The following is a 19,362-nucleotide window of genomic DNA, read 5'->3' as shown; positions in this document are numbered from 1 at the left end:
CGTCCTGGAAAGGAATTCTGTTTTGCAAAACCGGCGCCGCGAAGCATTTTCATACAGGTGGCGGTTCAACCTATTTTAATGAACCCGCCTGGTGTTGAGATACTTGCCTGGGTGCTCGGTGCCACCGGCAACGAGAAAGCCAGAACGCCGCACGTCAAGCGTACGGCGTTCCAGCCTTTTCCAAGGAAGATCCTGTGCGCCAGCAGCGCTTACTCGGCGGCCAGGGCAAGTGGCGGCCTGTCATTGTCCTGCACCGCCTCATCAGCTGGCTTCTTGCCTTGCTTCGGCTCGCGGCCGAAGAACAGCGCGTAGCCTGCCGGCAGCACCAGGATGGTGAGTACGGTGGCGACGAGGATGCCGCCCATCATGGCGTAGGCGAGCGGTCCCCAGAACACCGCACGCGAGATCGGGATCAGCGCCAGCACCGCCGTCATCGCCGTCAGCACGATCGGCCGGAAACGGCGCACGGCCGAGCCGATGATGGCCTCCGATCGGTCCATCCCCCTGGCGATGTCCTGATCGATCTGGTCGACCAGGATGATCGAGTTGCGCATGATGATTCCGAGCAGCGCGATGACACCGAGGATGGCGACGAAGCCGAACGGCGCGCCGCTGATCAACAGAGCCGCCGCCGCACCGATGATGCCGAGCGGACCGGTGGCCAGCACGAGCATCGCCTTGCCGAAATGCTGCAGCTGGATCATCAGGAGCACGACGATGACGGCCAGCATGATCGGCGCCTTGGCGGCAATCGAGGCCTGGCTTTCGGCGGAATCTTCCGCACCGCCCTGGATCTCGATCTTGTAGCCGGGCGCCAGGCCGCCGCGCATGCCCTGCATGTCATTGTAGAGCTTGGTGACGACGTCGTTCGACTGCACGCCATCCGGCAGCGTGGCGCGCACCGAGATGGTCGGCAGGCGGTCGCGCCGCCATTCGACGCCCTGCTCGAGCACCGGCACCACCTTGGCCACCTGCGACAGCGGCACGAAGCCGCCGAAATCGGTCGGGATATAGACCGAGTCGACCGAGGACAGCAGGCTGCGGCTGGCGTCCGGTTCGCGGGCGACGATGGAAACCGTCTCCTCGCCATCACGGAAGTCATCGAGCGGCGCGCCGGACATCGCTGCCTGCAGCATCTGGCGGATGCGCTGCGAGGTGACGCCAAGCGCACGGGCGCGGTCCTGGTCGATGACCAGCTTCATCGCCGGTACCGGCTCCAGCCAGTCGTCATGGACGGCGCCGAGGAGCGGATTTTCGGCGAATTTCGCCTTCACTTGGTCAGCGATGCGGCGCACCTCCTGGCGGTCCGGACCCATGATGCGCATCTGCACCGGCCAGCCGGTCGGCGGGCCGAGGAACAGACGGTCGACCTTGGAGCGGATCGAAGGGAAATCCTGCGCCAAGATTGAGCGCAGCTTGAGGATCAGCCGCTCGCGCGCCGGTTCGTCATTGGCCATCACCAGAAGCTGCGCATAGTTCGGATTGCTCAATTGCTGGTCGAGCGGCAGGAAGAAGCGCGGCGCGCCTTCGCCGATATAGGTGGCGATGAAGCGCTTGTCCTTGTCGTCCATCATCCGGGCTTCCAGCGCTTTGGCCTGCGTCTCGACCTCCTTGATCGAGGTTCCCTCAGGCAACCAGAGATCGACGAGGATTTCCGGCCGCGAGGATTGCGGGAAGAAGTTTTGTGGGATGAACTGGAACGCCCACAGGCTGGTGGCGAAGGTGACCAGCGTCATCACCAGAACGATGATGCGGTGGCGCACCGCCCAGCCGACCGTGGCGCGCAGCCGCCGGTAGAAGCCGGTGTCGAAGGCGTCATGATGGTTGCCGGCGTGTTTGCGCTGCTTGAGGATCATGTAGCCCAGCCACGGCGTGAAATAGACGGCGACGAACCACGACACGACCAGCGCGATCCCGACGACATAGAACAGCGTGCGTACATATTCGCCGGCGGTCGAGGCGGCGAAGCCGACCGGGATGAAGCCGGCGATGGTGATCAGCGTGCCGCTCAGCATCGGGAAGGCGGTCGAGGAATAGGCGAAGCTCGCCGCCTCGATCTTGACCAGCCCCTCTTCCAGCTTGCGCTCCATCATCTCGACGACGATCATGGCGTCGTCGACCAACAGCCCGAGCGCGATGATCAGGGCGCCGAGCGAAATGCGCTGCAGATCGATGCCGAGCTCGTACATGATGGCGAAGGTGGCGGCCAGCACCAGCGGAATGGCAATGGCGATGACCAGGCCGGAACGCCAGCCGATCGACAGCAGCGAGACAGCAAGCACGATCAGCAGCGCCTCGCCGAGCGCCTCCATGAACTCGTTGACGGCGTCCTTGACAACCTCGGGCTGGTTGGAAATCTGGTCGACCGCAACGCCGTAGGGCAGCGCTTCCTCAAAACGCTTGTAGGTCGCCTCGACATCCGTGCCGACGTCCCTGACGTTAAAACCCTTGGCCATGACGACGCCGACCTGGACGCTTTCGTGGCCGTTGAAGCGGTACTTGCGCTGATAGGGATCTTCGAGACCGGAACTCACGGTGGCAATATCGCCAAGACGTGTCACCTGACCACCGGCGCGCAGGCGCAATTCCCTGATGTCGGCAGCCCTGGTGACATCGCCCTCGACCGAGATGCGCACCGAGCGCAGGCCGGTGTCGACGGAGCCCGCCGGATCGACATTGTTCTGGCCCTTGATGGCGTTCTGCAGGTCGGTCAGCGTCAGGCCGCGTTCGGCCAGGGCCTTGGACGAGAGGTCGATATAAAGCTTCTCCGGCTGGTCGCCGATGATGACGGCCTTCTCGACGCCCGGCGTCGTCAGCAGCATGTCGCGAGCCTGGGTGGCGAATTTCTTCAGCTCCGGATAGCTGTAGCCGTCGCCGCCGATCGAGTGCAGGGTGATGAAGGTGTCGCCGAACTCGTCGTTGAAATAGGGCCCGAGCAGGCCTTGCGGCAGGTCGCCGGAGATGTCGCCAACCTTCTTGCGCACCTGGTAGAAGGCGTCCTTCACCTCCTCTGCATTGGTGTCGCCCTTGATCTGGACGGTGATGATGGCGCTGCCGGCGCGGGTGTAGGAACGGACGAAGTCGAGGTGCGGCGTTTCCTGCAGCTTGCGCTCGATCTTGTTGACGACCTGGTCTTCCATCTCCTGGATCGAGGAGCCCGGCCAGATCGCCTGGACGACCATGACGCGGAAAGTGAAATCGGGGTCTTCCTTCTGGCCCATGCGCATCAGGCCGAGCGCGCCGGCAATGATGATCAGACCGAACAGGAAGCGCGCGATCGAGGGATGGCCGATGGCCCAGCGCGAAAGATTGAAAGGCTGCTTTTCAGTGCTGTCGGTGGTGGTCATCGGCGTCAGTCCAATTCGTTGATCGTGCGCGCATGCGCTTTGCATGCAGCTAGGATATTCCGATGCTGGCTTCCGGGCGGCGAGGCTTTCCGAGCGGAGAGACACTCATCGCGGTGGGACGCGCGGATCGATGCGGGGGAACTCGATCTTGGCGTCTCGACCATCGGGCGCTCGCCGCCCGGAAACCCTGAATTCGCTTGCCCAGCCCTTTCGCCGAAGCGACGATCAAGCCGGCTTCATGCCTGCCGTCAGCGCAGGGCCTTTGCGGCATCGCCTTCCGCAGAGGCGGCCTGGACCGCATCGCCGGTCAGCTTGACTTTGAGATTCTCGGTCATGAACTGGGTGCCGGCGGCAACGACGACATCCCCCGGCTTGAGCCCGTCGGCGACGCTGACGCCGTCGGCGGTGAACTCCGCAACCTTGACCAGGCGCTCGTGCACCGTCTCGCCGGCGCGGTCGACGGTCCAGACAATCTTGCGACCATCCTTTTCCGCAAGCGCGCTAAGCGGGATCGACACCATCTCCTGCTTCTTGGCCACCGAGGCCTCGATGTTGGCGGTCATGCCGAGCAGCACGCGCGGGTCGTCGGGCAGCGAGACGCGGACGGCAAAGGTGCGCGACTGCTGGTCGGCGCTGCCGGCGACTTCACGCACTTTGCCGGAGAGCGCCAGCGCGTCATCGGACCAGAAGCTGGCCTTGACGTCCTTTCCCGGCTTGAAGGCGGCGATGTCCATTTCGGGAACCGCGATCAGCACTTCCTTTTCGCCGTCGACGGCGACGGTCATCACAGGCGTTCCGGCGCCGACCACCTGGCCGACATCGGCCGAGACCGCCGTGACGATGCCGTTCTCGCTCGCCTTGAGATCGGTGTAGACGACCTGGTTCTGCGCCTGGGCAAGGGTAGAGCGGGCGGCATCGCGCGTCGCTACCGCCTGGTTGTAGCTCAGCGTCGCCTGTTCGAGTTGCGACTTGGAGGTGAAGTTCTTGGCAAAAAGCTGTTCGGCGCGCTTGCGGGACAGATCGACCGTCTCGACCTGCCGCTCGGCGGCGTCGAGGCTGGCCTTGGCGCTCTTGACCGACAGCTCATAGTCCGTGGGATCGATACGGGCTAGCACATCGCCTGTCGTCACATGCTGGCCGATGTCGACCAGGCGCTCAGTGACCTTGCCCGAGATGCGAAAGCCGAGGTTCATTTCGGTACGGGCTCGCACCGAGCCGGAATAGGTGAGTTCGCGACTCTTTTCGGCCTGGCCGATCTCGACCACCTTGACCGGACGGATGATGTCCTGGACCTCGGTCTTCTCCTGGCTGCAGGCGGCGAGCCCGAGCGTGGCGACGATCAGGCCGGCGACCGGCAGCTTGCGGATGATGGAACTGGACAAAGACACTTTCGTGCTCCCGACTGGAGATGAACGGTCGACACCGGCGCCCGGCGGGCGGCGGCTATTACTTCAGAGCCTTGATCGCGTAATCGATGAGATCGTCGGGCATCGCCCGATTGGTCTTGGCAAGGCACTGCGCCACCATTTGCGGGTGGCAGAGAATGACGGTGGCGGCGCCGAAGCAGCGCGATGCGATGACCGGATCCTGGTCGGCAAACTCGCCGGCCTCGATGCCCTCGCGGATGACCTCGGCAAACAGGTCGTGAATGCTGTCGATATGCTTGTCGATGACGCCCCAGTCGCGCTCGAGCGCGACGATGACCATTTCGTGGACCTTCTGGTCGTCGAGCATGACTTCCAGCGTCATCTTGTACTGCGCATGCACGTAGCGGCGCAGCCGCTCCTCGGCGCTGATCGGCAACCGGGAAATCTCGTAGGCCATGTTGTAGCTGGCGAGGAGCATGCGGCCGCAGACGGCCTGGTGGATTTCGACCTTGGAGGCGAAGAAACGGTAGATATTGGCCGGCGACATGCCGAGTTCGCGGGCGATGTCGGCGACATTGGTCTTGCCGTAACCATAGTGCCGGAACAGGCGTTCGGCACAGTCGAGAATGCGGGTGACATTCTCCTGGCGGGTGGAGTCGGCCATTATGCTGGCGGCTTCGGACATGGCTCTCTGTCGATTTATGAGTGACGAATTTCAACTTTCGTCAGTCGTAAATCGAAAAGAGGGAAGTGTCAATGCGAATTCGACGTACGCGTATAATTTGTGACAGAGGGTGTGCGCGAACTCGACCTTGCGCGTGCCGTTGCACTCTGGAACTAAGATCCCTTCGCCATTTCCCGCAGCTGAAACTTCTGGATCTTCCCCGTCGATGTCTTCGGGATCTCGGCAAAAATCACCGCCTTCGGCACCTTGAAGCGGGCGAGCAGCGCGCGGCAGTGTTCGATGATCTCGGCCTCGCTTGCCACCTTGCCGGGCTTCAGCTCGACATAGGCGACCGGCACCTCGCCCCATTTGTCGTCTGCCTTGGCGACGACGCCGCAGGACGCCACGGACGGGTGTTTGTAGAGGGCTTCCTCGACCTCGATCGATGAAATGTTCTCGCCGCCGGAGATGATGATGTCCTTGGAGCGGTCCTTGAGCTGGATGTAGCCGTCGGGATGCATGACGCCGAGGTCGCCGGAGTGGAACCAGCCGCCGGCGAAAGCCTCGTCGGTCGCCTTCCTGTTCTTCAGATAGCCCTTCATGACAATGTTGCCGCGGAACATGACCTCGCCGATGGTCTCGCCGTCGGCCGGCGTCTTCTGCATCGTCTCCGCGTCCATCACCGTCAGGCCTTCGAGTGCGGCATAGCGCACGCCCTGCCTGGCCTTTCTGGCGCTGCGTTCGCCCTTGTCGAGACCGTCCCAGGCGGTGTGCCATTCGTTGACGACCGCCGGGCCATAGGTCTCGGTCAGGCCGTAGAGATGGGTGACGGCAAAGCCGGCATCGGCCATGCCTGACAGCACGGCTTCCGGCGGCGGCGCGGCAGCGGTGTTGAAGGTAACGGTCTGCGGGAAGTGGCGCTTGTCCTCATCGCTGGCGTTGATGAGCACCGACATGACGACCGGCGCACCGCAAAGATGTGTGACGCCGTGGTCGGCGATGGCATCGTAGATCGGCTTCGGCCGCACCCAGCGCAGGCAGACATGGGTGCCGGCCTGGACGGCCATTGTCCATGGGAAGCACCAACCATTGCAGTGGAACATCGGCAGCGTCCACAGATAGACGGCGTGCTTGGCCATGCCGGCATGGATGGTGTTGGTGTAAGCCATCAGGGCAGCGCCGCGATGGTGGTAGACGACGCCCTTCGGATTGCCTGTCGTGCCGGAGGTGTAGTTGAGCGAGATGGCGTCCCATTCGTCGTCGGGCATCGACCAGGCGTAGCCCTGGTCACCGCCGGCGACGAACGCCTCATAGTCGATCGCGCCGATGCGCTCGCCCTTGGGATAGGGTGCATCGGCGGCATAGTCGGGATCGTCATAGTCGATGACCAGCGGCTTCACCTTGGCCAGTGCCAGTGCCTGTTTGACGACAGCAGCGAATTCGCGGTCGACGATGAGCACCTTGGTCTCGGCATGGTCGAGCTGGAACGCGATGACGGCGGCATCGAGCCTTGTGTTGAGCGAATGCAGCACCGCTTTGGCCATCGGCACGCCGAAATGCGCCTCCAGCATGGGGGGCGTGTTGGACAGCATGACGGTCACCGTATCACCCTTGCCGATGCCGCGCTTCGACAGAGCCGAGGCGAGCTTCAGCGAGCGCTGCCAGAAGGTGCGATAGGTGATGCGCTGGCTGCCATGGATGATGGCGACATGATCGGGATAGGTGCTTGCCGCCCGCTCCAGATAGGTGAGCGGCGTCAGCGGCTGATGGTTGGCGGCGTTCTTGCCGAGATCCTGCTCGTAGGGACTGCCCATCCCGTGCTCCCCGAATTTTCATTGTTGAGAACTTCTAACCACAGCTTCCCGCCACGTCACCATCGGCGATTCCCGACCGGGCACATTTGGCGCAATGATCGTCCAGATTCGATGGGCAAAGAGGTATCGTGTACCCACGCCAGTTTGACTTTTGTCGAGAGCCGTGAATAATGTCAGCCGAGGAGACGGCATGGCGATCCGACCGGCAGAACAGCTTATCCACAAGGCCGCATGGCTCTATTATGCCCATGGCCTGCGCCAGGACCAGGTCGCCAGCCAGCTTAACATCTCCCGCGCCTCGGTCGCGATGTATTTGCGCAAGGCGCGCGAGACCGGCATCGTCAACATCTCGACCTCGACGCAGCTGTTCACCGACGACGTGCTTGCGCGCCAGCTCGAGGACGCGCTCAAGCTTGATGCGGTGTGGATCGCGCCGGAGAATGCCTATGTCGTCGACCCTTCGACGGACGTTGCGGTGCTGGCGGCGGGCGTCTTTCTCGAACTGGTCAAGAAGGGCGACCGGATCGGCGTCGCCTGGGGCCGCACCGTCTACACCATCGCCGACGTCATGTCCTATGCCGACCTGCAGGACGTCACCGTTGTGCAGCTCTGCGGCAATCTCGGCGCGCCCTACTCCTACCGTCCCGACCAGTGCACGATGGAGATCGCCCGGCGGCTCAACGCCAAGGGCCTCAATTTCTACGCGCCGCTGGTGCTGACGACGGAATTGCTGGCGCATGGGCTGCGCGCCGAACCGGTGATCCGCGAACAACTGGCCGATATTGCCAACTGCGATCTGGCGCTCTATTCGGTCGGCACCGTCGATGGCGACAGCCATGTCGTCAAATGCGGCGCGCTCAGCCCCGGCGAGATGGGGCTGTTGCGCGAAGCGGGCGCCGCCGGCGTCGTTGCCGGCCAGATCATCGATGCCACCGGCAAGGCGCTCGACTGCAGCTACAACCGCCGCGTCATCTCGGCCTCGCTGTCGTCACTGCGCCAGATCGAAAAGCGGCTGATGGTGGTGCAGGAAGACAGCAAGTTCGAACCGCTGCTCGCCGCGCTCGCCGGCGGACTCTGCACGCATCTCGTCGTCGGCGCCAGCATGGCGCGGCGGCTGCTCGACCATGCCGGAGCCAGTGCGGGGGCAAAAAAGGCTTCCTGACCAACGAAATCCCAGCAGCAGGCGCATTGTCATCAAGGCGTCGCGGCACTCCTGTTCACAGCAACATCAAAGACAGCAAAGCGGACATAGCGACATGAAGAACCTTTGGAATGACGGCGACGCGGAAAGACTGGTTGCCGACTATGCGAAAAAGGGCGTTGCCCGCGACCTCGCGCTGCGCGTCTACACGACCCGGCTGCTCGGCGGCGAGCCGCGGCTGGTGCTGCATGGCGGCGGCAACACCTCCTGCAAGACCAAGGCCACCGATCTCGTCGGCGACGAATGGGATGTGCTGTGCGTCAAGGGCAGCGGCTGGGACATGGGTGTGATCGAGCCGCAAGGCCTGCCGGCGGTCAAGCTCGGCGCGCTGCTGAAGGCGCGTGCGCTGGCCAGCCTCGCCGACGAGGACATGGTGGCGCTGCAGCGGGCGAACCTCATCGACCCCGCCTCCCCCAATCCATCGGTCGAGACGCTGCTGCACGCCTTCCTGCCGCATAAATTCGTCGACCACACGCATTCGACCGCGATCCTCGCCATCGTCGACCAGGCGGACAGCAAGCCGCTGATCAAGACCGTGTTCGGCGACAAGATGGGGTACGTGCCCTACATCAAGCCGGGCTTCGACCTCGCCAAGGTGGCCGCCGATGTCTACGACGCCGACCCCAGCGTCGAAGGCCTGATCCTCGACAAGCATGGCATCTTCACCTTCGGCGACGCTGCGAAGCAGGCCTATGACCGCATGATCCATTATGTGAACGTGGCCGAAGACTATGTGGCGAAGAACGGCAAGCCGAAGGCAGCGAAAGCCGCACTGCCGGCCAAGCTCGCAACGCCGGCAGCGATCGCGCCGATGCTGCGTGGCGCGGTGGCGGTGGCGCGTGGCGAAGGCCGCTTCGACCGCATGATCAGCGACTTCCGCACCTCGGATGCCATTGTCGATTTCATCAATTCGGCCGGCATTGCAGACTATGCCGGACGCGGCGTGTCGACGCCCGACCTGTCGATCCGCATCAAGACCGGACCGATGGCGGTTCCGGCGCCAGACGCCGACAAGATTGGCGACTACAAGGCCGTCATCAAGAGCCATGTCGACGCCTTCGCCAACGACTATCGCGCCTATTTCGAAACCAACGATGCGCTGGACGACGTCCAGCGCACCATGCTCGACCCGATGCCGCGGCTGACGCTGGTGCCGGGCCTCGGCATGTTCGGCCATGGCCGCACGCTGAAGGATGCGAAGATCGCATCTGATGTCGGCGAGATGTGGATCGAGGCGGTGCGCGGCGCCGAGGCCGTCGGCAGCTTCCATCCTCTATCGAAGGCCGACCTCTTCCCGCTGGAGTACTGGTCGCTTGAGCAGGCCAAGCTCGCCTCCAACAAGCCGAAGCCGCTGACCGGCCAGGTGGTGCTGATCACTGGCGGCGCCGGCGCGATCGGTGCTGCGACGGCAAAACTGTTCGCCGCCAATGGCGCGCATGCCGTCGTCGTCGATCTCGATGCGGCCAGGGCGGCCGAGGCGGCAAAGGCAGCCGGCAACAATTCGATCGGCGTCGGCGCCGACATCACCAACCCGGCCGAGCTGCGCGCCGCCTTCGACAAAGCTGTCGCCGTCTATGGCGGCGTCGACATTCTGGTCTCCAACGCCGGTGCCGCCTGGGAAGGCCGCATCGGCGAGCTCGACGATGCCCTGCTGCGCAAGAGTTTCGAGCTCAACTTCTTCGCCCACCAGTCGGCGGCGCAGAACGCGGTGCGCATCATGCTGGAACAGGGCACCGGCGGTGTGTTGTTGTTCAACACCTCCAAGCAGGCGGTCAACCCGGGTCCGAAATTCGGCGCCTATGGTGTGCCGAAGGCGGCGACGCTATTCCTGTCCCGGCAATATGCGCTCGACTACGGCGCGCACGGCATCCGCTCCAATGCGGTCAACGCCGACCGCATCCGCTCCGGCCTGTTGACCGACGCCATGATCGCCAGCCGTTCCGGCGCGCGCGGCGTGTCGGAGAAGGAATACATGTCGGGCAATCTGCTCGGACAGGAGGTGACGGCAGAAGACGTGGCGCAGGCCTTCCTGCACCAAGCATTGGCCGAACGCACCACCGCCGATGTGACGACGGTCGACGGTGGCAACATCGCCGCAGCGCTGCGCTAGACATAGACCTGGAGCGGTTCATCGTTCACCAAAACGACGAACCGCTCTCCCACCTGAAGGACTCCAGGCGGAGAACTGCTTTTGCAGGTCGTGCTGAAAAACTGCTCGAACTGGTCAAAATCCACTCCAATCCTTGGCCTATTGCTCGACCACTTTAGGGCGCGCCTTGTGTTTCGCATGCGAGCTCCGACCCTGATCCTTGGTGGAGTTGTCGATGGCTGCGAAGAGACTTCGTGTCGGCGTGCTGTTCGGCGGGCGCTCCGCCGAGCATGAGGTTTCGCTGCTTTCGGCAACCATGTCATGCGTACTCTGGATCGGCGAAATACGACTCCGTTCCCACCTTCGTCACCCGCGAAGGCCAATGGCTGCTGAGCGATTTCAAGGACGGCGCGCTGGCGACACCGTCTGATGGGACGCAGCTTTGCCTGCCGCCGGGCGGGCATGGCGGATGCTGGCGATCCCGCCAAGGGCGCCGCATGACCTGCCTGCCATCGAATATGGTGTTCCGGTGCTGCACGCCTGCATGGCGAGGACGGCGCGGTGGCTGGTGCGCGTCGGGCGGTCATGATGCAGGGGCAGATTCCTAACAGATATTGTTAGACCTTGTTGGATGCATTATAATGTGGGTATGAAAAACGAACCTATGCGCACCCTCACCATATCCCTCACCGCGCAGCAGATAGCTCGCCTGCAAAGCGCTATCGAAGGTGGCGGTTATGCTTCCAACAGCGAGATTGTCCGCGACGCCCTGCGCTTATGGGAGCAGCGCGAGGAATTGCGCACGCTCGAACTCCAGCACTTGAAGCGGGCCTATGCCGACGGGATGGGCAGCGGCAAGCCAGTGGCTGTCGACCCCACCGAGTTCATCGGCAGCCTGAAGGCAGAACGCCGCGCCCGTGGCTAGCTATAGGCTCACACCGCGCGCTTCGCAGGATTTGCGAGACATCTGGCACACCATCGCCGCCGACAATGAAAGGCAGCAGACAGACTGTTGATGCGCATTTTCGAAAGACTGGAGCCGGCGGCGCAGCACCCCAAGATGGGCAGCGCACGGCCCGAGTTAAGCGCAACGGCCCGCGTGCTCGTCGAAGGCCGCTATATCATCATCTACGAGCCGCAGCCCGATGGTGTTATCGCTGTGGCGATTGTCCACGGGATGCGCGATCCAGACCATTGGTTGTAGGCCGGCAGGCTTACGATCAATATGAAAAGAGCGGCCCATGCCGCCCTTCGCATCTATCAGATGTCCGATCCTACTTCGCGTTCGGGTTCGGCATCCAGGCCGGCATGGCGACATCGGCATGGGCGAATTGCGGCAGCTTGGCCGACAGGTCCTCCATGTTCTTGATGTCCTTGTCGATCAGGTCCTTCTGGGTGATCAGCGTCGGCGGCACGATGACGTTGTGGCCGGGGTCCTCGCCGGCGAGCAGCTGCGCCAGCGCGCGCACCGAGACCTGGCCGACGACGGCAGGGTTGGTGGCGGCGGTGGCGGCCCAGGCGCTGTCGGTCTCGCGCATGGCCGCGATGTCCGAGGTAGAGATGTCGGCGGAGTAGATCTTGATCTTCTTGTTCAGCCCCGCCTCGTCGACGGCGATCTTCACACCCTTGGCGAACTCGTCATAGGGCGCGAACATCACATTGATGTCGGGATGCGCCTGCAGCACCGAGCGCGCCTGGTTGGCGACCGAGTTGGCGATCGGGTTGTCGAGCGTGCCGAACATCGCGACTTCCTTGATGCCGGCATGTTTCTTCTTCACGTCGACCCAGGTCTCGTTGCGGCGGTCGAGCGGCGCGATGCCAGCGACATAGACATAGCCGGCGTTCCAGCTCTCGCCATTGTCCTTGACCGCCTGCTCGAGCGCCAGGCGCGCAAGGTCCTTGTCGGACTGTTCGATCTGCGGGATCTTGGGGTTTTCGACATTGACGTCGAAGGCGACGACCTTGATGCCGGCATCGACCGCGCGCTGGGCGGCGTCCTTCATCGATTCCGTCAGCCCGTGCTGGATGATGATGCCCTGCACGCCGAGTGCGATGGCCTGGTCGACCATGTCGGATTGAAGGGCGGCGTCCTGGCGGCTGTCGAGCACACGCAGATCGATGCCGAGCGCCTTGGACTGGGACTCGACGCCCGAGAGATAGGCCTGGAAGAAATCGCCGGTCGAGAGATAGCGCACCAGCGCGATCTTGACGCCGGGCTTGTCGAACGGCGCCGGCTTGTCGGCGGCAAAGGCCGGGACCTGCATCAGCATTGTTGCGCCGGCCAATCCGAGCGCGACCTTCCCCAAAAGTCGTCTTGTGATGTTCACGTTGTTTCCTCCGTTTGTTGAACCCAAAACTGTCCCGGCAGCCATTCTATCTCCTGCCCCGGCCGGAAAGGGCGAAGGTAAAGACAAGGGCGACGACGAGAACCACGCCCTTGACGAAATCCTGCGTGTAGTAAGGCGCGTTCATCATCGTCAGGCCTTGCAGCAGGATGCCGACGAACAGCGCGCCGATGGCGGTGCCGAAGGCGTTCGGCTTGGCGGCGCCGAGCACCGCGTAGCCGATCAGCGCCGCGGCAACCGCATCGAGCAGCAGATTATTACCCGACGCGATGTCACCGCGTCCAAGCCGTGCGGCCAGCAAAATCCCGCCGATCGAGGCAAAAACTCCTGAAATGACGTAGGCCCAGATCTTGTATGCCTTGACAGGCGCGCCGGCGAGTTCGGCGGCCCGTTCATTGCTGCCCACGGCATACATCATGCGGCCGAAGCGTGTGTATTCGAGGAAGAACCAGATCAGCACGGCGAGCACGATCAGCACGACCACCGAGACCGGAATGAGGTTCGGGATGAAGAAGTCGAAGCGGTGGCGGCCGAGCGCCAGGAAGGCGTCGGAGAATTTGCCGTTGGCGACCGAGCCGTCCGGCATTGTCATACCGGTGGCGATGGAGCGTCCTTCAGTCGGGATGCGCTGCAAGCCGACGAGCAGGAACATCATGCCGAGCGTCGCCAGCAGATCGGGCACGCGCATATAGACGATCAGCCAGCCATTGATGAGGCCGACAAGGGCGCCGATGAGCAGGCAGATGAGGACAGCGACGACAACGTTCTGCTCCAGCACCACCATGACATAGGCAGCCGCCATCATGGCCGATGTGGCGACCGAGCCGATCGAGAGATCGAAGCCGCCGACAACCAGTGTGGCGGTGACGCCCAGCGCCAGCACGCCGGTGATGGCGACCGACTGGAAAATGAAGACGGCACTTTGCGGCGAGACGAACCCGTCGGCGGCGATGGCGAAATACGCGATCAGCCCGAACAGAAGCACGATGAACCCGTAGCGGATAGCGTAATCGCGCAGCGTCATTCAGCGCCCGCCGTCAATACCCAACTCAAACCCGTGCACTCCATTCCAACCCTCAGTTCTTCAATCATCGTGGCTCAGGCCGCACTGTGCAACGGCCCGCCCGCGACTTCGGCCAGCAGACGGTCGAGATCGACATCGGCGTTGCGGTGTTCGCCGACGATGGTCTGCTCGGACATCACCAATATGCGATCGGCCGTCTCCAGTGCCTCGTCGAGTTCGGTGACGAACAGCAGCGTGGCGCGGCCATTGGCGCTGGCCCTCAGCTTGGCGGCGATGTCGCGCCTGGCGGAGATATCGACGCCCTGGAACGGTTCGTCGAGAATGAACAATCGGGCGTCCTGCGCCATCCAGCGGGCCACCATCACCTTCTGCTGGTTGCCGCCCGACAGAGTGGTCATCTCGTCCTTCTCCGAGCGGCAGACGATGCCGAGATCCTCGATCTGCCGGCGGGCAATAGTGCGTTCAAGGCCGCGTTTGAGAACTGAAAAGCGCGACATGCGCTTGTGGAAGGGCAGGCTGATGTTTTCCTGGATGTTGAAGCCGCCGACGATGCCGTTTTCGCCACGGTCCTTGGCGACCAGAAACACGCCGGCGGCGATGGCTTCGCCGGTCGACGCGGGCGCATAGGGCTTGCCATATAAAGTCATCGTGCCGGACAGCGGCTTGCGCAAGCCGAACAGCGTCTCGGCGAGCGCGGTCTTGCCGACGCCGACGAGGCCGGTAATGGCAACGACCTCGCCGTCGCCGAGAGTCAGCGAGAATGGCCGGGCACCAGGGGCGATGCGGAAGGCATCGACGGTCAGGATCGGCTCGGCAGAACTCCTGGCTTCGATGCGGTCAAGATGGATCTTGCGGCCGAGCATGGCGTTAACGGCGCCCTCATAGTCGAGAGGCTTGCTGTCGAAGATGCCTGAGATGACGCCATCGCGCATCGAGACGATGCGGTCGGCCAGCCGCCTGATATCCGACATGCGATGCGAGATGTAGAGGATGGCGACGCCCTGCTCGCGCAAGCGGTCGAGCAGCGCAAACAGCCGGTCGGCCTCGGCGCTGGACAGCGACGAGGTCGGCTCGTCGAGGATCAGCACTTTCGGCTGGTGCGCCATGGCGCGCGCGATGGCCACCATCTGGCGATCGGCCAGCGACAGGTCGCTGATGCGGGCCTTGAGGTCGATGGCGAGCCCCATGCGGTCGGCCACCGCTTTGGCTTCGCGGCGCACCCGGCCGGGGTTGAACAGCAGCGGCGCGCCCTTGCCGCTCAGCCGGTCGAGCGTCAGATTGGTGGCGACATCGAGATCGGCGACGACGCCGTCATTGATGTTTTGGTGCACGGTAACGACACCGGCGCGGATCGCCTCTGCCGGCGTGTTCGGCACAAAGTTGCCGCCAGCGAGGTGCATGATGCCGCCGTCATGGTCGTAGACGCCGCTGATGATCTTGACGAGGGTGGACTTGCCGGCGCCGTTGGCGCCCATCAGCACGGTGATCTCACCGGCATGCAGTTCGAGCGAGACGCCGCCAAGCACCTCGATATGGCCGAAGGATTTCCTCAGCCCGTCCACGCGGAACACGGCATCATTGCCCATTCGTTCCTCCCTGAAGATGACGCTATGGGCTACGTCATCAATTGTCAACTCGATTGACAATTGCCAGTCAGCTTCCTAGCTTGGCCTCACCGCCATCGCTCCACTATGATTGGAGCGAGCAAGCGGGAGGGTGAGGAATGACTGCGAAATTGCGGTTTGAAGCACTGTCGGTGGAGACGCTTGCAACGCGCCTCGGTACGAACGAAGCGCTGTGCGCCAAAATCGGCAAGGGCCCTTGGAAGGTGCGCGAGGTCGGCGACGGCAATCTGAACCTCGTCTTCATCGTCGAAGGCGGCTCGGGTGCGGCCGTGGTCAAGCAGGCCCTGCCCTATGTTCGCCTCGTCGGCGACAGCTGGCCGTTGCCGCTCAAACGCTCCTTCTTCGAGTATCACGCGCTGACGCGGCAAGAGGCGCGCGCGCCGGGTTCGGTGCCGGCGATCCTCCATTTCGACGAAGCCCAGGCGCTGATCATCATGGAATATCTGGCGCCGCCGCACATCATCCTGCGCCGTGCCCTGATCGGCGGCCGCGAGTTGCCAAATATTGCCCGCGACATCGGCCTGTTCATGGCCCGCACTTTGTTCCGCGGCTCTGATCTCTCCATGCCGACCAAGGACCGCAAGGCCGACCTGGCGCTGTTCGCCGACAATGTCGAGCTCTGCGGCATCACGGAAGACCTGGTGTTTTCCGATCCCTATTTCGACGCCAAGCTGAACCGGCACACCTCGCCGCAGCTCGACGGCCTGGTTGCCGAACTGCGTGCCGACCGCGACCTCAAGGTCGAAGCGCAGCGGCTGAAGCATATCTTCGCCGCCAACGCCGAGACGCTGCTGCATGGCGACCTGCATTCGGGCTCGATCATGGTCACCGACACCGAGACGCGGATGATCGATCCGGAGTTCGCCTTCTACGGTCCGATGGCCTTCGACGTCGGCATGCTGCTCGCCAATTTCTGGATGTCCTACTTCTCGCAGCGCGGCCATGAACAGAAGGGCAAGCGTGACGCCATGCGTGCCTATCTGCTCGGGGTGACCAACGACACCTGGACGGTGTTCCGCGCCGAGTTCTCGCATCTATGGCGCACCGAGCGCACCGGCATGCTTTACCAGAAGAGCCTGTTCGAGGATCAGGGCGACATTCTCGCCTCGGAGCAGGCGCTCGACCATGTGCTGCACCAGATCTGGACCGACCTCTTGGGCTTTGCCGGCATCGAGGTGCACCGGCGCATCCTCGGCCTCGCCCACAATGCCGATTTCGAGACCATCGAGGACGAGGATCTGCGAGCCTCCTGCGAGGCCAAGGCGCTGAAATTCGGCCGTCACATCGCCGTCAACCGGCGCCAGATTCACGGCATGGACGAGGTCAATAATCTGGCCGCTTTGATCGAACGGGAGAGCAGGATTTGAACGTCGGCGAGCGCCACTACCGCACCATCTGGCTGAGCGACGACCAGCGTTCGGTCGAGATCATCGACCAGCGCTGGCTGCCGCACGAGTTCCGGGTCGAGACGATCGGGAGCGTTGCCGGCATCGCCACCGCGATCCGTGACATGTGGGTTCGTGGCGCGCCGCTGATCGGCGTCACCGCGGCCTACGGCGTCGCCATCCAGATGGCGGACGATCCGTCTGACGAAGCGCTCGACGCGGTCTGGGAGACGCTGCACAAGACGCGGCCGACTGCGATCAATCTACGCTGGGCGCTGGACGAGATGCGGCGGTTCCTCAGGCCGATCGTATTGGGACAGCGCGCGGAGGCGGCCTATAAGCGCGCCGCGGAAATCGCCGACGAGGATGTGGATCTCAATCGCGCCATCGGCGAGAACGGGCTTGCCATCATCAAGGAGATCGCGGCACGCAAGAAGCCGGGCGAGCCGGTCAACATCCTCACCCATTGCAACGCCGGTTGGCTGGCGACGGTCGATTACGGCACCGCCACGTCGCCGATCTATCTCGCCGTCGAGGCCGGCATTCCGGTCCATGTCTATGTCGACGAGACGCGCCCGCGCAACCAGGGCGCCCAGCTGACCGCCTGGGAGATGGCCGGCCACGGCGTGCCGCACACGCTGATCGTCGACAATGCCGGCGGCCATCTGATGCAGCGTGGCGCGGTCGACATGGTGATCGTGGGCACCGACCGCACCACGGCCAATGGCGACGTCTGCAACAAGATCGGCACCTATCTCAAGGCGCTCGCCGCCTCCGATAATGAGGTGCCCTTCTACGTCGCTCTGCCCTCGCCGACCATCGACTGGACGGTGGGTGATGGGCTGACCGAAATCCCGATCGAGGAACGCTCCGGCGACGAGGTGTCGCTGGTCTGGGGCAAGACGGCGGACGGCAAGATCGCGCAGGTGCGGGTTTCGCCCGAAGCGACGCCGGCGGCAAATCCGGCATTTGACGTGACGCCGGCACGGTTGGTGACAGGGCTGATCACCGAGCGCGGTTTGGCCAAGGCTTCGCGCGAAGGGTTGAAGGCGATGTTCCCCGAACGCGGATAATCTCCCCCCTTGAGGGGGAGATGTCGCCAAAGGCGACAGAGGGGGTCGGCGCGTCCTGACGCGACCTCCCAGCACCGACAGATGATGCTAGCGCTCCAGTCGAACCGACCCCCTCTGGCCTGCCGGCCATCTCCCCCTCAATGGGGGAGATTAGCGCCTCACCGGCTGGCTACCGGATTTCAGCCCTGCAACAAGAATTGCGGCCACGATGGCCGCTGACGGTTGCGGTTCTGGCGAAATCCGGCCAGAAGCATCTAGGCCGGCAACCGGCCGGCCCGCGACGTTGCGCTTGAAACCAGATACGGGAGACTATTGGGTGGCTCGCATAACACTGAGACAATTGCTCGACCACGCCGCCGAATACGGCTACGGCGTACCCGCCTTCAACATGAACAATATGGAACAGGGCCTCGCCATCATGGAGGCGGCCGAGGAGACCAAGTCGCCGGTCATCCTGCAGGCCAGCCGCGGCGCCCGCGCCTACGCCAATGATGTGGTGCTGGCCAAGCTGATCGACGCGCTGGTCGAAATCCACCCCGACATCCCGGTCTGCATGCATCTCGACCATGGCAACAACGAAGCCACCTGCGTCACCGCCATCCAGTACGGCTTCACCTCGGTGATGATGGACGGCTCGCTGAAAGAGGACGGCAAGACGCCGGCCGACTATGCCTACAATTCCGGCATCACCCGGCGCGTCGTCGACATGGCGCATTGGGGCGGCGTGTCGGTGGAAGGCGAGATCGGTGTGCTCGGTTCGCTTGAGAGCGGCGGCGGCGAGCAGGAAGACGGCCACGGCGTCGAAGGCGCCATCAGCCACGACCAGCTCTTGACCGATCCGGAACAGGCGGTCGAGTTCGTCAAGGACACCCATGTCGATGCGCTGGCTGTCGCCATGGGCACCAGCCACGGCGCCTACAAATTCTCACGCAAGCCGGACGGCGCGGTGCTGGCGATGAACGTCATCGAGGAAATCCACCGCCGCCTGCCCAACATGCATCTGGTGATGCACGGCTCGTCCTCGGTGCCCGAGGACCTGCAGGAAATCATCAATAGATATGGCGGCCAGATGAAGCCGACCTGGGGCGTGCCGGTGGAAGAGATCCAGCGCGGCATCAAGCACGGCGTGCGCAAGATCAACATCGACACCGACAACCGCATGGCGCTGACCGGCGCCATCCGCAAGGTGCTGACCGAAAACCCGAGCGAGTTCGATCCGCGCAAATACCTGACGCCGGCCATGGCCGCGATGCGCAAACTGTGCAAGGAGCGCTTCGAGCAGTTCGGCACCGCCGGCAATGCCCAGAAGATCAAGCCGCTGCCGGTAGCTGAGATGGCCAAGCGCTACAAGTCGGGCAGCCTTGATCCGAAGTTTGGGTGAAGTCCCCTGGCGCCTCTTCCTTCTCCCCTTGTGGGGAAGAAAGAAGA

14 protein-coding genes and 1 pseudogene are annotated in these 19,362 nt (G+C 63.4%); 8 read left to right on the top strand and 7 right to left on the bottom strand.

The genetic code is table 11. From position 1 onward, the window contains the following. Positions 1–209 precede the first annotated feature (209 nt). The 4 genes from NLY37_RS00980 to NLY37_RS00965 form a co-directional block, all read right to left on the bottom strand. Positions 210–3,347 (bottom strand): efflux RND transporter permease subunit, encoded by a 3,138-nt coding sequence (locus tag NLY37_RS00980; RefSeq protein ID WP_023740637.1) that lies wholly within the window; start codon positions 3,345–3,347, stop codon positions 210–212. 248 nt (positions 3,348–3,595) lie between these two features. Continuing rightward, positions 3,596–4,735, bottom strand: a complete 1,140-nt coding sequence (locus tag NLY37_RS00975; RefSeq protein ID WP_023692166.1) for an efflux RND transporter periplasmic adaptor subunit — start codon at positions 4,733–4,735, stop codon at positions 3,596–3,598. 58 nt (positions 4,736–4,793) lie between these two features. After that, positions 4,794–5,399, bottom strand: a complete 606-nt coding sequence (locus NLY37_RS00970; protein ID WP_023668564.1) for a TetR/AcrR family transcriptional regulator — start codon at positions 5,397–5,399, stop codon at positions 4,794–4,796. Positions 5,400–5,551: 152 nt separating this feature from the next. Then, positions 5,552–7,192 carry an acyl-CoA synthetase gene (locus NLY37_RS00965; protein WP_023684444.1) on the bottom strand — a complete coding sequence of 547 codons (1,641 nt, stop codon included), beginning with the start codon at positions 7,190–7,192 and terminating at the stop codon, positions 5,552–5,554. 190 nt (positions 7,193–7,382) lie between these two features. Here NLY37_RS00965 and NLY37_RS00960 point away from each other — a divergent pair, with 190 nt between their 5' ends. The 5 genes and pseudogenes from NLY37_RS00960 (at position 7,383) to NLY37_RS00940 (ending at position 11,686) form a co-directional block, all read left to right on the top strand. Beyond that, positions 7,383–8,354 (top strand): sugar-binding transcriptional regulator, encoded by a 972-nt coding sequence (locus NLY37_RS00960; RefSeq protein WP_023684445.1) that lies wholly within the window; start codon positions 7,383–7,385, stop codon positions 8,352–8,354. A 94-nt stretch (positions 8,355–8,448) separates the two neighbouring features. Then, positions 8,449–10,503 carry a bifunctional aldolase/short-chain dehydrogenase gene (locus NLY37_RS00955; RefSeq protein WP_023709180.1) on the top strand — a complete coding sequence of 685 codons (2,055 nt, stop codon included), beginning with the start codon at positions 8,449–8,451 and terminating at the stop codon, positions 10,501–10,503. A 214-nt stretch (positions 10,504–10,717) separates the two neighbouring features. Next, positions 10,718–11,052, top strand: a pseudogene (locus NLY37_RS00950) (D-alanine--D-alanine ligase A); the annotation flags it as partial. Positions 11,053–11,146: 94 nt separating this feature from the next. After that, positions 11,147–11,407 carry a ribbon-helix-helix domain-containing protein gene (locus tag NLY37_RS00945; protein ID WP_023692171.1) on the top strand — a complete coding sequence of 87 codons (261 nt, stop codon included), beginning with the start codon at positions 11,147–11,149 and terminating at the stop codon, positions 11,405–11,407. 90 nt (positions 11,408–11,497) lie between these two features. After that, positions 11,498–11,686 (top strand): type II toxin-antitoxin system RelE/ParE family toxin, encoded by a 189-nt coding sequence (locus NLY37_RS00940; RefSeq protein WP_348626544.1) that lies wholly within the window; start codon positions 11,498–11,500, stop codon positions 11,684–11,686. A gap of 70 nt (positions 11,687–11,756) precedes the next feature. Here NLY37_RS00940 and NLY37_RS00935 read toward each other — a convergent pair whose 3' ends face one another. From NLY37_RS00935 to NLY37_RS00925, 3 genes are all read right to left on the bottom strand, one after another. Beyond that, positions 11,757–12,809, bottom strand: coding sequence for a substrate-binding domain-containing protein (locus tag NLY37_RS00935; protein ID WP_023692173.1), 1,053 nt, complete (start codon positions 12,807–12,809; stop codon positions 11,757–11,759). Between the two features lie 46 nt (positions 12,810–12,855). Beyond that, positions 12,856–13,851 (bottom strand): ABC transporter permease, encoded by a 996-nt coding sequence (locus NLY37_RS00930; RefSeq protein ID WP_023668572.1) that lies wholly within the window; start codon positions 13,849–13,851, stop codon positions 12,856–12,858. A gap of 74 nt (positions 13,852–13,925) precedes the next feature. Next, positions 13,926–15,437: a sugar ABC transporter ATP-binding protein gene (locus NLY37_RS00925; protein WP_023740636.1), complete on the bottom strand. Its 1,512-nt coding sequence runs from the start codon at positions 15,435–15,437 to the stop codon at positions 13,926–13,928. Positions 15,438–15,574: 137 nt separating this feature from the next. Here NLY37_RS00925 and mtnK point away from each other — a divergent pair, with 137 nt between their 5' ends. From mtnK to fba, 3 genes are all read left to right on the top strand, one after another. Then, positions 15,575–16,843 carry an S-methyl-5-thioribose kinase gene (mtnK, locus tag NLY37_RS00920; RefSeq protein ID WP_023740635.1) on the top strand — a complete coding sequence of 423 codons (1,269 nt, stop codon included), beginning with the start codon at positions 15,575–15,577 and terminating at the stop codon, positions 16,841–16,843. Beyond that, positions 16,840–17,934: an S-methyl-5-thioribose-1-phosphate isomerase gene (gene mtnA / locus NLY37_RS00915; RefSeq protein WP_023687045.1), complete on the top strand. Its 1,095-nt coding sequence runs from the start codon at positions 16,840–16,842 to the stop codon at positions 17,932–17,934. Before mtnK ends, mtnA begins: the two co-directional genes overlap by 4 nt. A 316-nt stretch (positions 17,935–18,250) precedes the next feature. Beyond that, positions 18,251–19,315, top strand: coding sequence for a class II fructose-bisphosphate aldolase (gene fba / locus NLY37_RS00910; protein ID WP_023687044.1), 1,065 nt, complete (start codon positions 18,251–18,253; stop codon positions 19,313–19,315). Positions 19,316–19,362 lie beyond the last annotated feature (47 nt).

The organism is Mesorhizobium sp. C395A (assembly GCF_030323205.1).
Taxonomy (GTDB): Bacteria; Pseudomonadota; Alphaproteobacteria; order Rhizobiales; family Rhizobiaceae; genus Mesorhizobium.
Note: the sequence above shows the minus strand (reverse complement) of the source record. Positions and strands in the feature narration are given on the sequence as shown.